Raw genomic sequence first — 14,248 nt, 5'->3', positions numbered from 1 at the left:
CATGCGCGTCGACCGTTTCCTCAGCAACCTGCCCCGCTACAACCGTCAGCAGGTTCGCCTGTTGCTGGTAGAAAAGCGCGTGCGGATCGACGGAAAAATCGTCAGCGACCCGCACAGCGAAGTGCTGGAATTCAGCCGCGTCGAAGTCGACGAAGAAATCCTGCAGCTCGGCAAACCGGCGCGCTACTTCATGTTGCACAAGCCGCCGGGGTGCGTCAGCGCCACACGGGATCCGCAGCATCCGACCGTGCTCGACCTGATCGATGAACCGGACAAGTACGACCTGCATATTGCCGGTCGCCTGGACTTCAACACCACCGGGCTGATGCTGATCACCAACGATGGCACCTGGTCGCGACGCCTGACCCAACCGCAGACCAAACTGCCGAAGGTCTATTACGTCGAGACCGAACAGGAGATCGGGGCGCAATATGCGATCACGTTTGCCGAAGGCATCTACTTCGCCTTCGAAGACCTGACCACGCAACCGGCGCAACTTGAAGTGCTCGCGCCAAGGGCGGCGCGCCTGAGCATCGTCGAGGGCCGTTACCATCAGGTGAAGCGCATGTTCGGCCACTTCAACAATAAAGTGCTGCACCTGCACCGTGAGTCGATGGGGCCGCTGCAGCTCGATGACGCGCTAAAACCGGGCGAGTACCGCGCTTTGCGCACCGAAGAGATCCATTTGTTCTAAGCCGGCGACCGCTCAGCAGAAGTTGTCGAACAATTTACCAACGGCACTTGCGCGATCCCTTCCCCACTGCTTGAATCAGGACGTCGGCCAAATTGTGACCGATTAGTCACACCATACATCCAAGAAACTTTTTGCCGGTCGCAAGCCCCTTGGGCTTCGCCTCAGCCGGCAGACTGCCCGCCAATAACAACACCCGTCGACCGCAGTCATGGATCGACATGGGCCAAGCAAATTCCAGGCGTATGCCTACCTGTCACAAAGCTCGTGCAATCTCTATTTGCGCGCATACCCGCTTGCTTGCCAGGAGTCTTATGACATGAGGCCAGAAATCGCTGTGCTGGATATACAGGGTCAGTATCGGGTTTACACGGAGTTCTATCGCGCAGACGCCGCAGAGAAGACCATCATCCTGGTCAACGGCTCGATGGCCACGACTGCGTCGTTTGCACAGACTGTGAAAAACCTGCACCCGCAATTCAACGTGGTTTGCTACGACCAACCCTACGCGGGCAGGTCAAAAGTCCACAACCGCCACGAGAAACATCTGACGAAGGAAGTCGAAGGGCAGATCCTCCTGGAGCTGATCGACCACTTCGGCGCCGAACACGTGCTGTCGTTTTCCTGGGGCGGCGCGGCCACCCTGGTAGCCCTCGCCCAGCAGCCACGGCGCATCGAAAAAGCCGTGATCAGCTCGTTCTCGCCGGTGATCAACGCGCACATGCTTGATTACCTGGAGCGCGGTGTCGATTACCTCGGCCAGCGCGATGGCGACCGCGTCGGGCACCTGGTCAACAACACCATCGGCAAACACCTGCCGTCACTGTTCAAGCGCTTCAATTATCGTCACGTCAGCAGCCTGGCCGAGCACGAATACGGGCAGATGCACTTCCACATCAGTGACGTACTGCACAGCGATCGCCAGTGCTATTTGAATGCGGCGAAGAAGATCAATGTGCCGGTGCTGTTCCTCAACGGCGAATGGGATGAATACACCGCCGCCGAAGACGCACGGATATTCGGCAACCATGTAGCGCACAGTACTTTCACCACGTTGCAGGCCACCGGGCACTTCCTCGACATGGAACACAAGGCCGCGTGCCGCGATAGCCAGAACGCCCTGCTCGGTTTCCTGAAACCGTCTCGGCAGCCGAGTCGAACGCGTTACTCGTTCGTTCAGGATCACCATGCACTGGCCATTTGAAAAAGTGTCGTCGCGAGCGAGTCTCCGGGGCTGAAAACCAGCATCGATTACCCTGCAGATTCGCCCGCGAATGACCGTTTTCCTCGCTGTAACGCGCTGCGAGCAAAAGAAAAACTTCAAATCCGCGCCCGACTCTGGTACAAAGTCAGCCGCTCTGAGCGGGTATAGTTTAGTGGCAAAACGAAAGCTTCCCAAGCTTTAGTTGAGGGTTCGATTCCCTCTACCCGCTCCACTCAATTGGGTCTCACGTTGTGCTTATGACGGGAGATGCAGACACAAAAAACCGGCCTTGATGGTCGGTTTTTTTGTGTCTGGGATTTACTCACATTGGCTCGTAAAGGCCTGCCCCCCCATCATCTCAACTCCACGCCCGTGCCTGGACTGACTCTTGCCATCGAGCAACACAAAGGGTGGAAGTACCGGATATTCCCGGCTGTTTTTCCGCCGGCGATGATCTTGATGATGCCGTCTTGATGATGCCGTCGCGACGCTGCCCGGCTATCTGCTCAACCGCATTGATGAATACGTGCTTCATCACCCGTAAGAGAAGAGCCATTCGGGGTTTATGGCGCCGGCGGCGTTGAAGGTCTGCAGGAAGGTTGAATGCAAAACCGGCTGTCCGCTAGCATTTGCCCATCTCCCACCACCCTCCCCTGCGCGGCCATCGACGAATACGCGTTTTCACTTTCGAGGGACTCCATGGCGCGGCCACTATGCTGCTGCTGACTGAACTCAAAAGAGTACTTCTCCATGACGCAAAACATTTACGACGACCCCGAATTTTTCCACGGTTACAGCCAGATGAACCGCTCCATCGGCGGTCTTGATGCCGCGCCGGAGTGGCCGGCGCTCAAGGCGCTGCTGCCCTCGATGGACGACTTGAATGTGGTCGACCTCGGCTGCGGGTATGGCTGGTTCTGCCGCTGGGCCAGTGAACATGGCGCCGCCAATGTGCTGGGGCTGGATGTCTCGGAAAAGATGCTCGAACGCGCGCGCGACACCACCACCGCTGCGAACATTCGCTACGAGCGCGCCGACCTTGAGCATCTCGACTTGCCGGCCCGCAGTTTCGATATGGCCTACAGCTCGCTGGCGCTGCACTACATCAAGGATTTGCCCGGACTGTTCACTCATCTGTACGCGGCGCTGAAACCCGGTTCGCACTTTGTGTTTTCCATTGAGCATCCGATCTTCATGGCCCCGCGCACGCCGGGTTGGCTGATAGACAGCGACGGCCACAAGCGCTGGCCGCTGGACAGTTATCAGCTGGAGGGCGAGCGGGTGACTCACTGGCTGGCCGAGGGAGTGATCAAGCAGCACCGCACGATTGGCACGCTGTTGAATTCACTGATTGAGGCTGGGTTCACTATTCGCCACGTCAACGAATGGGGGCCGAGCGATGCTGAAGTGGCAGCACAACCGGCGCTGGCTGAAGAGCGGGAACGGCCGATGATGATGTTGGTGGCGGTGCAACGCTGAAAGCCCCTCTCCCAGAGGGTGAGGGGACTGACCGGGTTGTTTTCGGGGAGCTGCGCCGACGTGGAAGTTCGAGTCGAACTCAGGATTTGAAAAGCTTGCACATCTCCCTTTGGGTGGGGGGGTAATTAAAGTCAAGCCTCAGCGAGTCGCGACGATGAACAGCCGTGGAAACGGCAACAGCACCGAACCATCAGACAACGCTGGATACGCCTCGGCAACCGCCGCCAGATACTGCTGCAGATATTGCGCCCGCTCGTCTTCGGTCAGCGGGTTCAGAAACGGAATCAAGCCACTGCCCTTGAACCATTCCACCACGCCCGCCGCGCCACCCGCCAATTGATGGTGATAGGTAGTGCGCCACACATCGACCCGCGAACAGTGCGGACGCAACATCGAGAAATAATCGCTGGCACTCGCCATCTCGGTGCGCTGCCCGGCGGCGCCAGCCAGTTTGGCGGCCCATGGGCCGTTGGCGGCGACTTCGCGCATCAGCCGATGGGAAGGCTCGTTGAGATTGTCCGGCATCTGGATCGCCAGGCTGCCGCCCGGGGACAGTTTATCGGCCAGTGCCGGCAACAGCGTCGCGTGATCCGGCAGCCACTGCAGCACGGCGTTGGCGAAGATCACATCGAACGGACCGGCATCAGCCCAACGGTCGATCTCGGCCACCTCGAACTGTAACTGCGGCAAGCGCTTGCGCGCCGCATCAATCATGTCCGGCGAGCTGTCCAGGCCGCTGACCCGAGCCTGTTCAAAACGCTGCACCAACAGCTCGGTGGAGTTACCCGGGCCACAACCGATATCGACCACCGATCGGGCCTGGACCGTGGGAATCGCCGCCAGCAGATCGCGGGCCGGGCGGGTGCGTTCATCTTCGAAAGCGACGTATTGTTTGGCGGACCAACTCATTGCGTTCTCCTGTCGGGACATTCCAGCGGTTCGTCACGATACAGGCAGCCCGGTGAGCTGTTCCAGAGCGACTCATTGCAAACGGTGTCCGCCGACGCCCTGCTTATCGCCAATTCGTCGACCCCTATGCATTTTTCGACCGTCCGTCGAGCCAAACACAAGCGTTTTTGACAGCTAAAGAATCCTACCTATAGTCAATTTGCGGCAATCGGAAGGAACCCGATTACATCCAGTTTCGTGCAAGGAGCACGGCCTGCTCATCTCTCGTGACCGGTGGGTTCCCCCAGTAGTGTGCTCGCAAAAGCCGTACGGCAAGCAAGCATCGTCGTGCCTGGATTGCAGTCCGACGTTCACTATGAAAAAGGAGCCTCACCATGTCTCGAGTTACGGATATCCTGGTTTCCATCGACACTGAAACCATTTTGAAAAAGTATCCAAACATCAGCAAGGATCCGAAGAATCCCACGCTGATCGACTGGCATCATGTGTACATGGTCACCAATCAGGATAACGTCGTCAGTGGCCAGGCCGGTGGCGAACTGGACCTCAAGGCGCAGGTCGGCGACCTGATCCGCTGGCGTGAAACCAGCCTGTCGCAGAGTTTCGAACAGGCGGTGATTTTCTACAAATTCATCGGTAACGCCGGGGCCGACCTGATCTCCCCACCCTCGCCGCGCAAGGCCAGCGCCTGCGTTGCTGTGCCGAACACCAGCAATCCGTCCGTGCCAAGCTGCCAGAAAGTCGATAACCATTACTGGTCATCCGAGACCCTGGATTGTGGCCGTGTGACCTATCACTTCCACTTCCTGATCGTCGATCGCAACTGCCAGATCATCGGCTGCTGCTCGTGGGATCCGTTCATTTCCATTCACAACTGACGATGTACCGGGCCCCTTGGCAACGAGGGGCTCCACCGATCCGATGCCGCCGCCCCGGCCGGAACAGGATGTCTGCCTTGACCGAAGCGGCCGCCAGTTTGTAGCGACGTCATGAAAGGAATCCATGATGACTTCCGAACCGATCCCGTCCCCTTCATCTGCCGTCACCACCGCACAGAATGTATTGCTGATCGTCGATGCCGAATCACTGCTTTCGCGCTATCCGACACCCAGCCAGGACCCGGCGAACCCGACGAAAATTCCCGATGGACTGATCTTTTTCACCGCAAGCAGCAAATCAAAAGAAATAGTTACAAATGACAGTGCTGCCAAAGTCATTGTAGAGATGGGCCGTGACATCCATTTTCGTGCAAGAAGCGTCAGCCTGATCGCCGAGCACAGCGTGGTTGCCTACCGCATGACCGCCGATAACAGCAGCGTTCTTACCGCTCCCCAACTGGAAGTACACACCGGCCTCACCGTCCCTGCGCCCAACCCTGAATCTCCGTCCGTGCCAGGCAGTCGCAAAGCGGACGACCACTTCTGGACATGCACCCCTAAAGCACCCGGCACCACCCAGTGCGAATTGGGGTTCATGCTGGTCAACCAGCAGTGTGAAGTGGCGGGATACTTTCAGTGGCAGGTTGGAGTTGAACTGACGTCCTGAGCGTATGCCTGTCGAAGCCGGTCGCAAGACCGGCTTTTCAGGGGCACGCCTGCAATAAACAGAATTTTCGCTACGCCGTCACTGTCTGAACTTCAGGCAATCCCAATAAGGAACACGGCAATGAAATTCGCGAAGATTTCCCAGACCTTGGCACTGTGGGCCGGTAGCCCGAAAACCTTCATGGGGGCGTTGGTCCTGATTTTTCTCTGGGGACTGAGTGGGCCGTTTTTCCATTTCAACGACACTTGGCAACTGATCATCAACACCTCGACCACGATCATCACGTTTCTGATGGTGTTTCTGATCCAGAACACACAAAACCGCGACACCGACATCCTGCACCTGAAGCTCGATGAGTTGTTGCGTGTGAACAAGGAAGCGCAGAACGCGATGCTCGGGCTGGAATCGCTGGACCTCAAGCAGCTGGAGGCGCTACGCAAGCATTACCGCAGCCTGGGCGAAAGCGAGGTGTTCAACCTCGACGGGTTGGGGGAAAAGAGCAAACCGAAGCAGGATCTGAATGACTGCTAGTCACGGGGCAGGCATGCCGTAAATGGGGCGAGGGAGCGTGCTCCCGCGGGGTCGCGAAGCGGCTATGAGAAGGCCAACTGCGCAGCCCGGCGCGAGCAAGCTGCCTCGCCACAGGAAATCAAACCCTGATCAGCGGCTGGCCTGCAGCGCCCGGGCCATTTCCAGATGGTTTTGCAGCTTCGGCAGGGTCTCGTCGGCAAATGCCTTGATCTCCGGCACGTCGGTGGTTTGCGCCTCCTCCTGAATCTGCTGGATGGCTTCTTCAGTGGCTTTCACCTGACTCGCGGCGTAGGCCTGATCGAAGGTTTCACCGTCCTTGACCTGAGGGATCATGGTTTTGGCCTTGTCGGCGATTTCTTCACGGGGAGCGATCGGCAGGTCGAGTTTTTTCGCAATCTTCGCCAGATGCTGGTTGGCCGTGGTGCGGTCATTGATGACCACGATGGTGTAGTCCTTGACCTCTTTGGATTCGGACTTCTGATGGGCCAGACGACTGGCTTCGATGTCGGCCATGCCTTTGGCCGAAGCATCGTTGATGAAATCGGCAGGCGACTGGGCAGCGGCGCCGCTGGCGAACGCACTGCTGGCGAACAGTCCCAACAACGTGACAAAACTGAAACGACGTACCTGGGTGGCCATCCGGCTCATGGTCGCGCCCTCCTTCTCTTCAAATTCAAGCGGGAGCTTGCGCCCCCGCCTCTCAATCAAAACGACCTCACCGACTACTTCGACTTCTGAGCAGGCTTGCGGCCCATTTCAGTTTTCGCAGGCTCTTTGTCGACCGTCGTGGTGGTGGTTTTCCCACCTTTGCGACCGGCTTCAGACGCCTTCGTTCGATCGTTGGCAAAGTTTCCCGAGTTCGAGTTTCTTGAATTAGGCATGATTCTCTTCCTCTTGGTGTTGATCGTTGGCGAGCAGGTGCCCGCCTAGATTGAGAATTGCCAGACCGATAAAGGTTTAGAAAAGTTGCCCGCGCCGCGACGAACGGCGCGGCATGTTTCAGATGTCCACCGTCCGATGATTGAGGCGTTTGGCGGCGTACATCGCTTGGTCCGCATGCCGAAACAGTTGCTGTTCCTCGCTGCCATGCTCGGGATAGCGGGCCACGCCGATACTTGGCTCGATGTGCAGGTTGTGGCCGTCCAGGCGCATCGGCTGGACCAGCACCTGTCGGATCTTTGCGGCCACGCTGTCGGCATCTTCGGCCGCTTGCACGCTGTGCAACAGCACGACGAATTCGTCGCCACCAATACGCGCCACGGTATCGGTATCGCGCACGCAGCCCTTGAGCCGATTCGCCACCGTTTGCAACAACATGTCGCCGACCGCGTGCCCGAAAGTGTCGTTGACCTGCTTGAAGCGATCCAGATCGACGTACAGCAGCGCCATGTTGCCCGAGACCTCGCGGGCGCCAGCCAGCGCAGCCTTGAGCCGGTCTTTCAGCAGTTCGCGATTGGGCAACTGAGTCAACTGATCGTACTGCGCCATGCGCCGCAACCGCGCGTGCAACTGCTGGCGTTCGATGGCGGTGGCGACCTGGGCGCAGACGTATTGCAGCAGTTCCTTGTCCTGTTCGGTGTAACGCTCACCACCCGGCAGGCTTTTGACGATCAGCGCGCCGATGGTGCCGTTTTTCGAGTTCAGCGGCACGCCGAGCCAGCACGGTGAGTCCTGCCCGGCCACCAGTGCGGCGAAATCGGGCGGTGAATCGGGGCTATCAGGTGTCAGCAGAATCGGCTGGCCGCTGCGGATGACTTCCGCACACAGGCGTCCGGTGACAGTGCCCGGTTGCTCGGGTTGCAATTCGTGATCGTCGACGTGATAAGGAAAATTCAGCTGCGCGCAGTGTTCGTCGTACAGCGCCACGGAGAAGTTCAGCGCCGGCAACCACTCGCCGATGATCAGGTGAATACGCTTGAACAGCGCCAGCAGGTCTTCGGCGACGTGCGCCGCTTCGGAAATCGCATACAACGCCGCCTGTCGCGATTCGGCCTGCTTGCGCTCGGTGATGTCGCGGGCCACGGCGATACGCAGTTGATCGACCTCTGACCAACGCGCCGACCACAGAATATGCGCGATGCGGCCGTCCTTGCGCACGTAGCGGTTTTCAAAGTTGTGCTTGGGTTCGCCGCCCATGATGTCGTGGGCCGCTGCAAGGGTGCGCTGACGGTCGGCCGGGTGCACCAGCTCGATCATCGGCTGGCCGATCAACTCGTCTGGCGTGTAACCAAAAATGCGCTCGCAGGCGGCGCTGACAAAAACGAAACGGCCCTGCTTGTCCACTGCACAGACGGCGTCCAGCAACAGGTCCATATAACTCGCCAGCGGCGCGGAATTTCGGCTTTCCATGGTTCAGCGTGGGTGTCCGGGCAATGCAGCAATGATCCACCATCCCTGACCCTTTTGATCGTGCATCCATGCTTCCGGCGTCAAGCCTTGTTCGGCAGCAATCCCGGCAGCGCATGCACCAGCGCATTGATCGCAAAACCGATGAACATCACACCACAGAGACGGGTGATCATCAGTTCATGACGTTGATACAGCGTGCGCACCCGCCGGGCACCGACAACGCCAATCAGAATAGCGTAGGCCAGCAAACCGCCGAAAAAGCTCAAGGCGATCAGCGCTGGCAGCATCGACCAGTTGAGCAGTTCGGCGCGGCTCGACAGCAGCGCGGTAAACGTCGCGACCGCCACCGGGTAAGCCTTGGGATTGGTCAGGCCGAACAGGATGCCGTGCCAGAACGGCTGACGCGCCGCGCCCTGGGGCTGATCATCGCTGCGCCGTTTGGCCAGCACTGCACGCCAGCCGAGCCAGAACAGGTACAAACCGCTGAGCACGCCGAGCACATCAAACGCGGTGCTGCCGATTTCCCGGGCGCCGACAATCGCAATCAACGCGGTACTGCACCAGACCACATCACCGAGCAGGTGCCCACAGAGAAAACCTGCCCCGGCCCGCCGCCCGTGCGCCGCGCCGATGCCGAACACCGCCAGCACGCCCGGCCCCGGCGTGATGCCATAGATAAAACCCGAGGCCAGAACGGCCATAAGCAACGATGGAGTCATGGAAAACCTGCAAGGCGCCAGTACACGTGGTGGCCAGTCTATATCAGGCCAATGTGTCTGTTCACGACTCGTCGTAAAAACGCATGCCGGCGTACGGTTTCAACCGACACGCGGCCAGTCGCGATGCCAGACCGCCAACGTGGGCTTCGAGCTTGTGCCCGTCCGGGTCCAGGAAGTAGAACGACGCACCTTCGCTGCGGTTGTCGCGCCATTCCCGCACGTTGACCGTTTTCAGCTTTTGCACGAACGGCAGGAAATCCGCCTGATCAAGGCTGAATGCGTAATGGGTGTAGTCGACGGATGGCTCGCCAGCGCGCTGCGCGTCCAGCGACAGGCACAACCACAGCCCCGGCAACGACAGATAGGCACCGGTGTCCCACGAGGCCTCGACGCGCAGATTCAGCACCTCGCGGTAGAACGCCAGGCTGCGGGGCAAGTCGCTGACGGCGAGGGTCAGGTGGTTGAGGCCGGTGAGCATGGGTCAGTAACCTCTGAGGTCTTCAGGAACGATGTACTGCTGGCCATCGTAAGTCAGGGTGATCTGTTTTTTCTTCAGCTCGGTGGTGTTCGAAACGCACTGCCCTGCGGACTGGGTGTTTTTCATTTTGCTGCCGCTGGTGGTGACGATCAGATCGGCGAAGCCATTGTGGCTTGATGGAGCGATCTCGAGCGTCCGGCGGATTTTTTTGCTGTAGCCCTCGCAGTTATTCACGAACTCACCGTTGTCCTTGAAGACCACCAGGCCCTCAAGCACCGGGCGCAAGCTATCACCCTCGCGCACATACAGCGCCAGATCGGTTTTCTCGTAGGGAATGGCATGAGAACTGTGCACGAATTTCGCTCGCAGCCCAAACGCGCGGATATCCGGCGTCAGGCGGTAGCGCGCCGTATCGATGCGCACATCGTCAAGACGCACGGCATCCGAGTTGTAGGCGCCCGGCTTATGGTAGGTGGCGATGGGTTTGGCGTTGCTGGCATTGAGGAGCGCCAGGTCCAGATCGAACGCCCCGGCATCGTCGCCGCCGGAATCGGCCAGGTAGGTGGATTTGACCGAAATCGCCTGACTCGGGAACGCCGGCCAGACGTTGCAGCGCGACATGGATTTACCGTCGAAACTCTTGGTGGTGCAGGCGGCCTGGGCGTGGGTGGTGATGGCCAGGAAACCGAGGGTGATCAGGAGTCTGGAGGGGTTGAGCATGGTTCTTCCTTGATAAGTGTCGTTTTAAGCAAGCCGGTTACAGACCTTGGAAACCGTTAGGCAAAACGTAGGATTTTCCGTCGTAGTGCAGAGTGGTCAGCACGGGTTTACGGTTCGTGGTTTTCATTTCGCAATTGTCCGGCGGCCCCTCGCCACTCACGCCGGTGGTGACCGATTTCACGATCAGGTCGGCAAATCCGTGGGAGCTGGTTTTACCTACTTCGATAGTGCTGATTGTGGTCGCACGTTCCCCCGCGCAGTTGCCATCCCATTCGCCGCCAAAGCGGTAAACCAGCATCCGATCCAGTACCGGACGCAGCTTGCCGCCTTCTTTCACATAGAGCGACAACTGGGTTTCATCCAAGGGATTGACGCGTGAGGAGTTTTTGAAAATGGCCCGTACGCCAAAGGCACGAATGTCAGAAGTCAGCTTGTAGCGCGCAGTGTCCAGTTCCAAGCTCTCCAGCGCGAAGGCGTCAGACTGGAACGCGGACGGTTGATGATATGTCGCGAGCTGGGTCAAGTTGTCGACTGACGACACGGATAAATCCAGATCGTAAGAGCCAACCCTATCGCCATGGGCGTACACCGGGTCTGGTTCAAACTTTGCTATCGCATTGATCGTCAGCGCCGGAACGACAGGCCATTCCTTGCAGACAGAAAAATCCCACTGCCCTGCCACCGCTGGCGGCAAGCACTCGGCGGACGCCTGCCCTGCCATCAACCACCCACACAGGACCCAACACCCAACCCATCCAGACTTCACTGTCATACCCGACTCCCTGATAACTTTTTTCAGCCGCGCACTATCCCCTCCTCAATCCTGCGATTCAACCAGTTCAACGCCTGATCCGCACCCCGGCGCCTATGCCACGCCAGCACAAACGTGAACGGCGCGATCTCGAACGGGGGCGGCAACACGATCAATTCCTGCTGATCAATCTCACGCACGCTGCGCGACGACACGGTGAGAATCAAATCCGTACCGCTGATCAACTGGGGAGCGACGTTCCAGTGCGGCAGGCTGATGGCGACGCGGCGGCGCTCGCGCAGTGAGGTCAATGCCCGTTCGATTTCCGGAGTGCCGCTGCCGCGCATTTCCAGCAGAACGTGCGGGCGCGACAGGTAGGTCGGTAAATCCAGAACCCCGTCGGCCGGCAAGCTGCGGCGATCCAGCAGGCAGACGTAGCGCTCTTCGAACAGCACGCTGCTGCGTAATTCGTTGGGCATTTCCGGGAACACCCCAGCCGCCACGTCGATGTCACCGTTGAGCACACCTTCCAGCATGCCCTCGCGGCTGGCGTGGCTGATTTGCAGGTCGATGCCCGGGGCTTCGCGGCGCAGGGTGCGGATCAATCCGGGCAGGATGATCGCCGCGCCATAGTCTGACATCGCCACGCGAAAGGTTCGCCGCGCAGTGGCCGGATCGAAGGTATTGGGCGCCAGCAACGACTGCACCTGGGCCAGCGCTTCGGTCAGTGGCGCGACCAGCTCCAGCGCCCGCGCCGTGGGCACCAGGGTCGAACCGGCGCGCACCAGCAGCGGGTCGCCGAGCAAGTCGCGCAGACGCGCCAAGGCATGGCTGACTGCGGGTTGGCTCAGGTGCAGCCGCTCGGCGGCGCGGGTGACGTGTTGCTCGCTGAGCAAGGCGTCGAGGATCACCAGCAGGTTCAGATCGATACGGCGCAGATCATTCATCTTGTGCATGTTCTGGATGACAAAACGGAATTTAAATCTGCGCGACGAATACCTTAGAGTCCAGCAAAACCTGTTGGAGAGTGATCATGAGTACGTTGCAGTGGGCCGGCCTGTTGCTGCTGGCCGCGTTTGCCGGGGCGGTGGTGCCGTTCCAGAGCGCGATCAACAGTAATCTGGCGCGGGGGCTGGGGCATCCGTTATGGGCCACGCTGGCGTCGCTGCTGGTCAGCGTGTTGCTGTTGTTGCCGGTGATTCTGGCGTTGCGCCTGCCGCTGCCGTCGCTGGGCTTTATCAGCAAGGCGCCGCTGTGGATGTGGGCCGGGGGTGCATTCGGCGTGTGTTTTGTGGCGCTGGCAGTGATGTTGCTGCCGAAGCTGGGGGCATCGGGGTTTGTTGCGCTGGCGCTGGCCGGGCAGGTGATCGCGTCGATGGTGCTGGACCACTTCGGGTTGTTTGGGCTGGTGGAGAAACAGCTGACGGTGTCGCGGCTGTTGGGGGCGTTGTTGCTGATTGGCGGGGTGGTGTTGATTCAGTTCGGCGGGGTGTTTGAGAGGAATGTGGCAGCGGTTGGTTAATCCAGATAGTTATTCAAGGCCTGGAAGTCAGCCATCGCGAGCAGGCTCGCTCCCACATGTGATCGCATTCTACTGACGAAATGCGAACAACTGTGGGAGCGAGGCTGCTCGCGAAGAGGCCAGCGCGTTCGGTTGAAAATATCAGGACGACGTATCTCAAAACGCGTTACGGAAAATCTCCTCGATCTGCCGCTGATCCGCCGCCCGTGGATTGGTCAGGCCACACGCGTCTTTCAGGGCATTGGTAGCGAGCACCGGGATGTCGCTGAGCTTGGCGCCAAGTTCACGCAGGCCACCCGGAATATCGACATCCCTGGCCAGGCAACGGATCGCGTTGATCGCCGCCTGAGCGCCCTCTTCCGGACTGAAACCAAGAATGTCCGCGCCCATCGCATGGGCCACGTCAGTCAGACGTTCGGCGCAGACCAGCGCGTTGAAGGTCTGCACATGCGGCAGCAACACCGCGTTGCACACACCATGCGGCAAGTCGTAGAAACCGCCCAACTGGTGCGCCATCGCATGTACGTAGCCGAGCGACGCGTTGTTGAACGCCATGCCGGCAAGGAACTGCGCATAGGCCATGTTCTCCCGCGCCGCGAGGTCGCTGCCGTCGCGCACGGCCAGGCGCAGGTTGTTGCTGATCAGGGTCATGGCCTTCAGTGCGCAGGCGTCGGTGATCGGGTTGGCGGCGGTCGAGACGTAGGCTTCGATGGCGTGGGTCAACGCGTCCATGCCGGTGGCGGCGGTCAGGCTTTTCGGCATCGCAACCATCAGCGCCGGGTCGTTGACCGACAGCAGCGGCGTGACGTTGCGGTCGACGATGGCCATTTTCACGTGGCGAGATTCGTCGGTGATGATGCAGAAACGGGTCATCTCGCTGGCGGTGCCGGCGGTGGTGTTGATGGCGATCAGCGGCAGTTGCGGCTTGCTCGATTGATCGACGCCTTCGTAGTCGCGGATCTGTCCGCCGTTGGTCGCGCACAAGGCGATACCCTTGGCGCAGTCATGGGGCGAACCGCCGCCCAGCGACACCACGAAATCGCAGCGACTTTCCTTGAGCAGTCCCAACCCGGACTCGACGTTGGCAATGCTCGGGTTCGGTTTGGCCCCGTCGAAAATCACCGAGTCGATGTCCTGCATCGCCAGCTTTTCGGCAAGCATGGTCGCCACACCGGCCTTGGCCAGCCCCGCGTCGGTGACGATCAGCGCCTTGCGAAAACCATAATTGCGGATCGCAACCATGGCCTCGTCCAGGCACCCGTTGCCCATGATGTTTACGGCCGGAATAAAAAAGGTGCTGCTCATGCGCGTCTCCTGACTGGGGCCGAATCGACTGCTCCGATACGGCGG

Annotated in this window: 17 protein-coding genes, 1 tRNA gene and 1 pseudogene; 9 read left to right on the top strand and 10 right to left on the bottom strand. The window is 59.5% G+C overall.

The genetic code is table 11. The features are described 5' to 3' along the window. The first annotated feature begins 1 nt into the window (after position 1). From AC1UK9_RS07130 to AC1UK9_RS07110, 5 genes and pseudogenes are all read left to right on the top strand, one after another. Positions 2 to 694, top strand: a complete 693-nt coding sequence (locus AC1UK9_RS07130) for a pseudouridine synthase (protein ID WP_482579762.1) — start codon at positions 2 to 4, stop codon at positions 692 to 694. A 316-nt stretch (positions 695 to 1,010) separates the two neighbouring features. Continuing rightward, entirely contained in the window at positions 1,011 to 1,895 is an 885-nt protein-coding gene (locus tag AC1UK9_RS07125) for an alpha/beta fold hydrolase (protein ID WP_025110688.1), read from the top strand. Positions 1,896 to 2,053: 158 nt separating this feature from the next. Then, positions 2,054 to 2,127 (top strand) — tRNA-Gly (locus AC1UK9_RS07120). 178 nt (positions 2,128 to 2,305) lie between these two features. After that, positions 2,306 to 2,439: pseudogene (locus AC1UK9_RS07115) on the top strand (type II toxin-antitoxin system HicB family antitoxin). A gap of 206 nt (positions 2,440 to 2,645) precedes the next feature. After that, on the top strand, positions 2,646 to 3,374 hold the full coding sequence (locus AC1UK9_RS07110; protein ID WP_482579761.1) for a class I SAM-dependent methyltransferase: 729 nt from the start codon (positions 2,646 to 2,648) through the stop codon (positions 3,372 to 3,374). Positions 3,375 to 3,512: 138 nt separating this feature from the next. Here the strand turns inward: AC1UK9_RS07110 and tam are convergent, their stop codons facing one another. Beyond that, positions 3,513 to 4,283: a trans-aconitate 2-methyltransferase gene (tam, locus tag AC1UK9_RS07105; RefSeq protein ID WP_482579760.1), complete on the bottom strand. Its 771-nt coding sequence runs from the start codon at positions 4,281 to 4,283 to the stop codon at positions 3,513 to 3,515. A 374-nt stretch (positions 4,284 to 4,657) separates the two neighbouring features. Here tam and AC1UK9_RS07100 point away from each other — a divergent pair, with 374 nt between their 5' ends. From AC1UK9_RS07100 to AC1UK9_RS07090, 3 genes are all read left to right on the top strand, one after another. Next, on the top strand, positions 4,658 to 5,161 hold the full coding sequence (locus AC1UK9_RS07100) for an inclusion body family protein (protein WP_025110693.1): 504 nt from the start codon (positions 4,658 to 4,660) through the stop codon (positions 5,159 to 5,161). A gap of 127 nt (positions 5,162 to 5,288) precedes the next feature. Next, on the top strand, positions 5,289 to 5,828 hold the full coding sequence (locus tag AC1UK9_RS07095; protein WP_482580455.1) for an AidA/PixA family protein: 540 nt from the start codon (positions 5,289 to 5,291) through the stop codon (positions 5,826 to 5,828). A 120-nt stretch (positions 5,829 to 5,948) separates the two neighbouring features. Beyond that, positions 5,949 to 6,359, top strand: coding sequence for a low affinity iron permease family protein (locus AC1UK9_RS07090; protein ID WP_025110695.1), 411 nt, complete (start codon positions 5,949 to 5,951; stop codon positions 6,357 to 6,359). A gap of 129 nt (positions 6,360 to 6,488) precedes the next feature. Here the strand turns inward: AC1UK9_RS07090 and AC1UK9_RS07085 are convergent, their stop codons facing one another. The 8 genes from AC1UK9_RS07085 to AC1UK9_RS07050 all read right to left on the bottom strand — a co-directional run bounded on the left by AC1UK9_RS07085 (position 6,489) and on the right by AC1UK9_RS07050 (position 12,332). Continuing rightward, positions 6,489 to 7,007, bottom strand: a complete 519-nt coding sequence (locus AC1UK9_RS07085; protein ID WP_025110696.1) for a DUF4142 domain-containing protein — start codon at positions 7,005 to 7,007, stop codon at positions 6,489 to 6,491. Between the two features lie 74 nt (positions 7,008 to 7,081). Continuing rightward, complete coding sequence (locus tag AC1UK9_RS07080; protein WP_003222499.1) at positions 7,082 to 7,240, bottom strand: KGG domain-containing protein; 159 nt, start codon at positions 7,238 to 7,240, stop codon at positions 7,082 to 7,084. Between the two features lie 118 nt (positions 7,241 to 7,358). Beyond that, positions 7,359 to 8,708: a sensor domain-containing protein gene (locus tag AC1UK9_RS07075; protein ID WP_473014725.1), complete on the bottom strand. Its 1,350-nt coding sequence runs from the start codon at positions 8,706 to 8,708 to the stop codon at positions 7,359 to 7,361. 80 nt (positions 8,709 to 8,788) lie between these two features. Beyond that, the gene (locus AC1UK9_RS07070; protein WP_482579759.1) at positions 8,789 to 9,427 is read right to left on the bottom strand and encodes a LysE family translocator; all 639 of its coding nucleotides are present in this window, start codon (positions 9,425 to 9,427) and stop codon (positions 8,789 to 8,791) included. Between the two features lie 61 nt (positions 9,428 to 9,488). Further along, the gene (fos, locus tag AC1UK9_RS07065) at positions 9,489 to 9,905 is read right to left on the bottom strand and encodes a fosfomycin resistance glutathione transferase (protein ID WP_473014724.1); all 417 of its coding nucleotides are present in this window, start codon (positions 9,903 to 9,905) and stop codon (positions 9,489 to 9,491) included. A 3-nt stretch (positions 9,906 to 9,908) separates the two neighbouring features. Beyond that, on the bottom strand, positions 9,909 to 10,625 hold the full coding sequence (locus AC1UK9_RS07060; protein WP_473014723.1) for a PA3715 family protein: 717 nt from the start codon (positions 10,623 to 10,625) through the stop codon (positions 9,909 to 9,911). A gap of 37 nt (positions 10,626 to 10,662) precedes the next feature. Continuing rightward, entirely contained in the window at positions 10,663 to 11,397 is a 735-nt protein-coding gene (locus AC1UK9_RS07055) for a PA3715 family protein (RefSeq protein WP_482579758.1), read from the bottom strand. Positions 11,398 to 11,420: 23 nt separating this feature from the next. Further along, positions 11,421 to 12,332, bottom strand: coding sequence for a LysR family transcriptional regulator (locus tag AC1UK9_RS07050; protein ID WP_482579757.1), 912 nt, complete (start codon positions 12,330 to 12,332; stop codon positions 11,421 to 11,423). A gap of 77 nt (positions 12,333 to 12,409) precedes the next feature. On the opposite strand from AC1UK9_RS07050, the gene AC1UK9_RS07045 reads away from it, so the two are divergent. Beyond that, positions 12,410 to 12,898: a DMT family transporter gene (locus AC1UK9_RS07045; protein ID WP_473014720.1), complete on the top strand. Its 489-nt coding sequence runs from the start codon at positions 12,410 to 12,412 to the stop codon at positions 12,896 to 12,898. Positions 12,899 to 13,054: 156 nt separating this feature from the next. On the opposite strand, the gene yiaY is transcribed toward AC1UK9_RS07045, so the two are convergent. Beyond that, positions 13,055 to 14,203 carry an L-threonine dehydrogenase gene (yiaY, locus tag AC1UK9_RS07040; RefSeq protein WP_482579756.1) on the bottom strand — a complete coding sequence of 383 codons (1,149 nt, stop codon included), beginning with the start codon at positions 14,201 to 14,203 and terminating at the stop codon, positions 13,055 to 13,057. Positions 14,204 to 14,248: the final 45 nt, after the last annotated feature.

Source organism: Pseudomonas sp. AK-TSAG1-1 (assembly GCF_056821665.1).
Note: the sequence above shows the minus strand (reverse complement) of the source record. Positions and strands in the feature narration are given on the sequence as shown.

What these genes read in the sequence shown, in the direction of transcription:
- fos (WP_473014724.1), bottom strand. Translation starts at nt 9,905, where the DNA reads ATGCTCACCGGCCTCAACCACCTGACCCTCGCCGTCAGCGACTTGCCC.
- AC1UK9_RS07130 (WP_482579762.1), top strand. Translation starts at nt 2, where the DNA reads ATGCGCGTCGACCGTTTCCTCAGCAACCTGCCCCGCTACAACCGTCAG.
- AC1UK9_RS07085 (WP_025110696.1), bottom strand. Translation starts at nt 7,007, where the DNA reads ATGAGCCGGATGGCCACCCAGGTACGTCGTTTCAGTTTTGTCACGTTG.
- AC1UK9_RS07125 (WP_025110688.1), top strand. Translation starts at nt 1,011, where the DNA reads ATGAGGCCAGAAATCGCTGTGCTGGATATACAGGGTCAGTATCGGGTT.
- AC1UK9_RS07100 (WP_025110693.1), top strand. Translation starts at nt 4,658, where the DNA reads ATGTCTCGAGTTACGGATATCCTGGTTTCCATCGACACTGAAACCATT.
- AC1UK9_RS07050 (WP_482579757.1), bottom strand. Translation starts at nt 12,332, where the DNA reads ATGCACAAGATGAATGATCTGCGCCGTATCGATCTGAACCTGCTGGTG.
- AC1UK9_RS07095 (WP_482580455.1), top strand. Translation starts at nt 5,289, where the DNA reads ATGACTTCCGAACCGATCCCGTCCCCTTCATCTGCCGTCACCACCGCA.
- tam (WP_482579760.1), bottom strand. Translation starts at nt 4,283, where the DNA reads ATGAGTTGGTCCGCCAAACAATACGTCGCTTTCGAAGATGAACGCACC.
- yiaY (WP_482579756.1), bottom strand. Translation starts at nt 14,203, where the DNA reads ATGAGCAGCACCTTTTTTATTCCGGCCGTAAACATCATGGGCAACGGG.
- AC1UK9_RS07070 (WP_482579759.1), bottom strand. Translation starts at nt 9,427, where the DNA reads ATGACTCCATCGTTGCTTATGGCCGTTCTGGCCTCGGGTTTTATCTAT.
- AC1UK9_RS07090 (WP_025110695.1), top strand. Translation starts at nt 5,949, where the DNA reads ATGAAATTCGCGAAGATTTCCCAGACCTTGGCACTGTGGGCCGGTAGC.
- AC1UK9_RS07080 (WP_003222499.1), bottom strand. Translation starts at nt 7,240, where the DNA reads ATGCCTAATTCAAGAAACTCGAACTCGGGAAACTTTGCCAACGATCGA.
- AC1UK9_RS07060 (WP_473014723.1), bottom strand. Translation starts at nt 10,625, where the DNA reads ATGCTCAACCCCTCCAGACTCCTGATCACCCTCGGTTTCCTGGCCATC.
- AC1UK9_RS07045 (WP_473014720.1), top strand. Translation starts at nt 12,410, where the DNA reads ATGAGTACGTTGCAGTGGGCCGGCCTGTTGCTGCTGGCCGCGTTTGCC.
- AC1UK9_RS07075 (WP_473014725.1), bottom strand. Translation starts at nt 8,708, where the DNA reads ATGGAAAGCCGAAATTCCGCGCCGCTGGCGAGTTATATGGACCTGTTG.
- AC1UK9_RS07110 (WP_482579761.1), top strand. Translation starts at nt 2,646, where the DNA reads ATGACGCAAAACATTTACGACGACCCCGAATTTTTCCACGGTTACAGC.
- AC1UK9_RS07055 (WP_482579758.1), bottom strand. Translation starts at nt 11,397, where the DNA reads ATGACAGTGAAGTCTGGATGGGTTGGGTGTTGGGTCCTGTGTGGGTGG.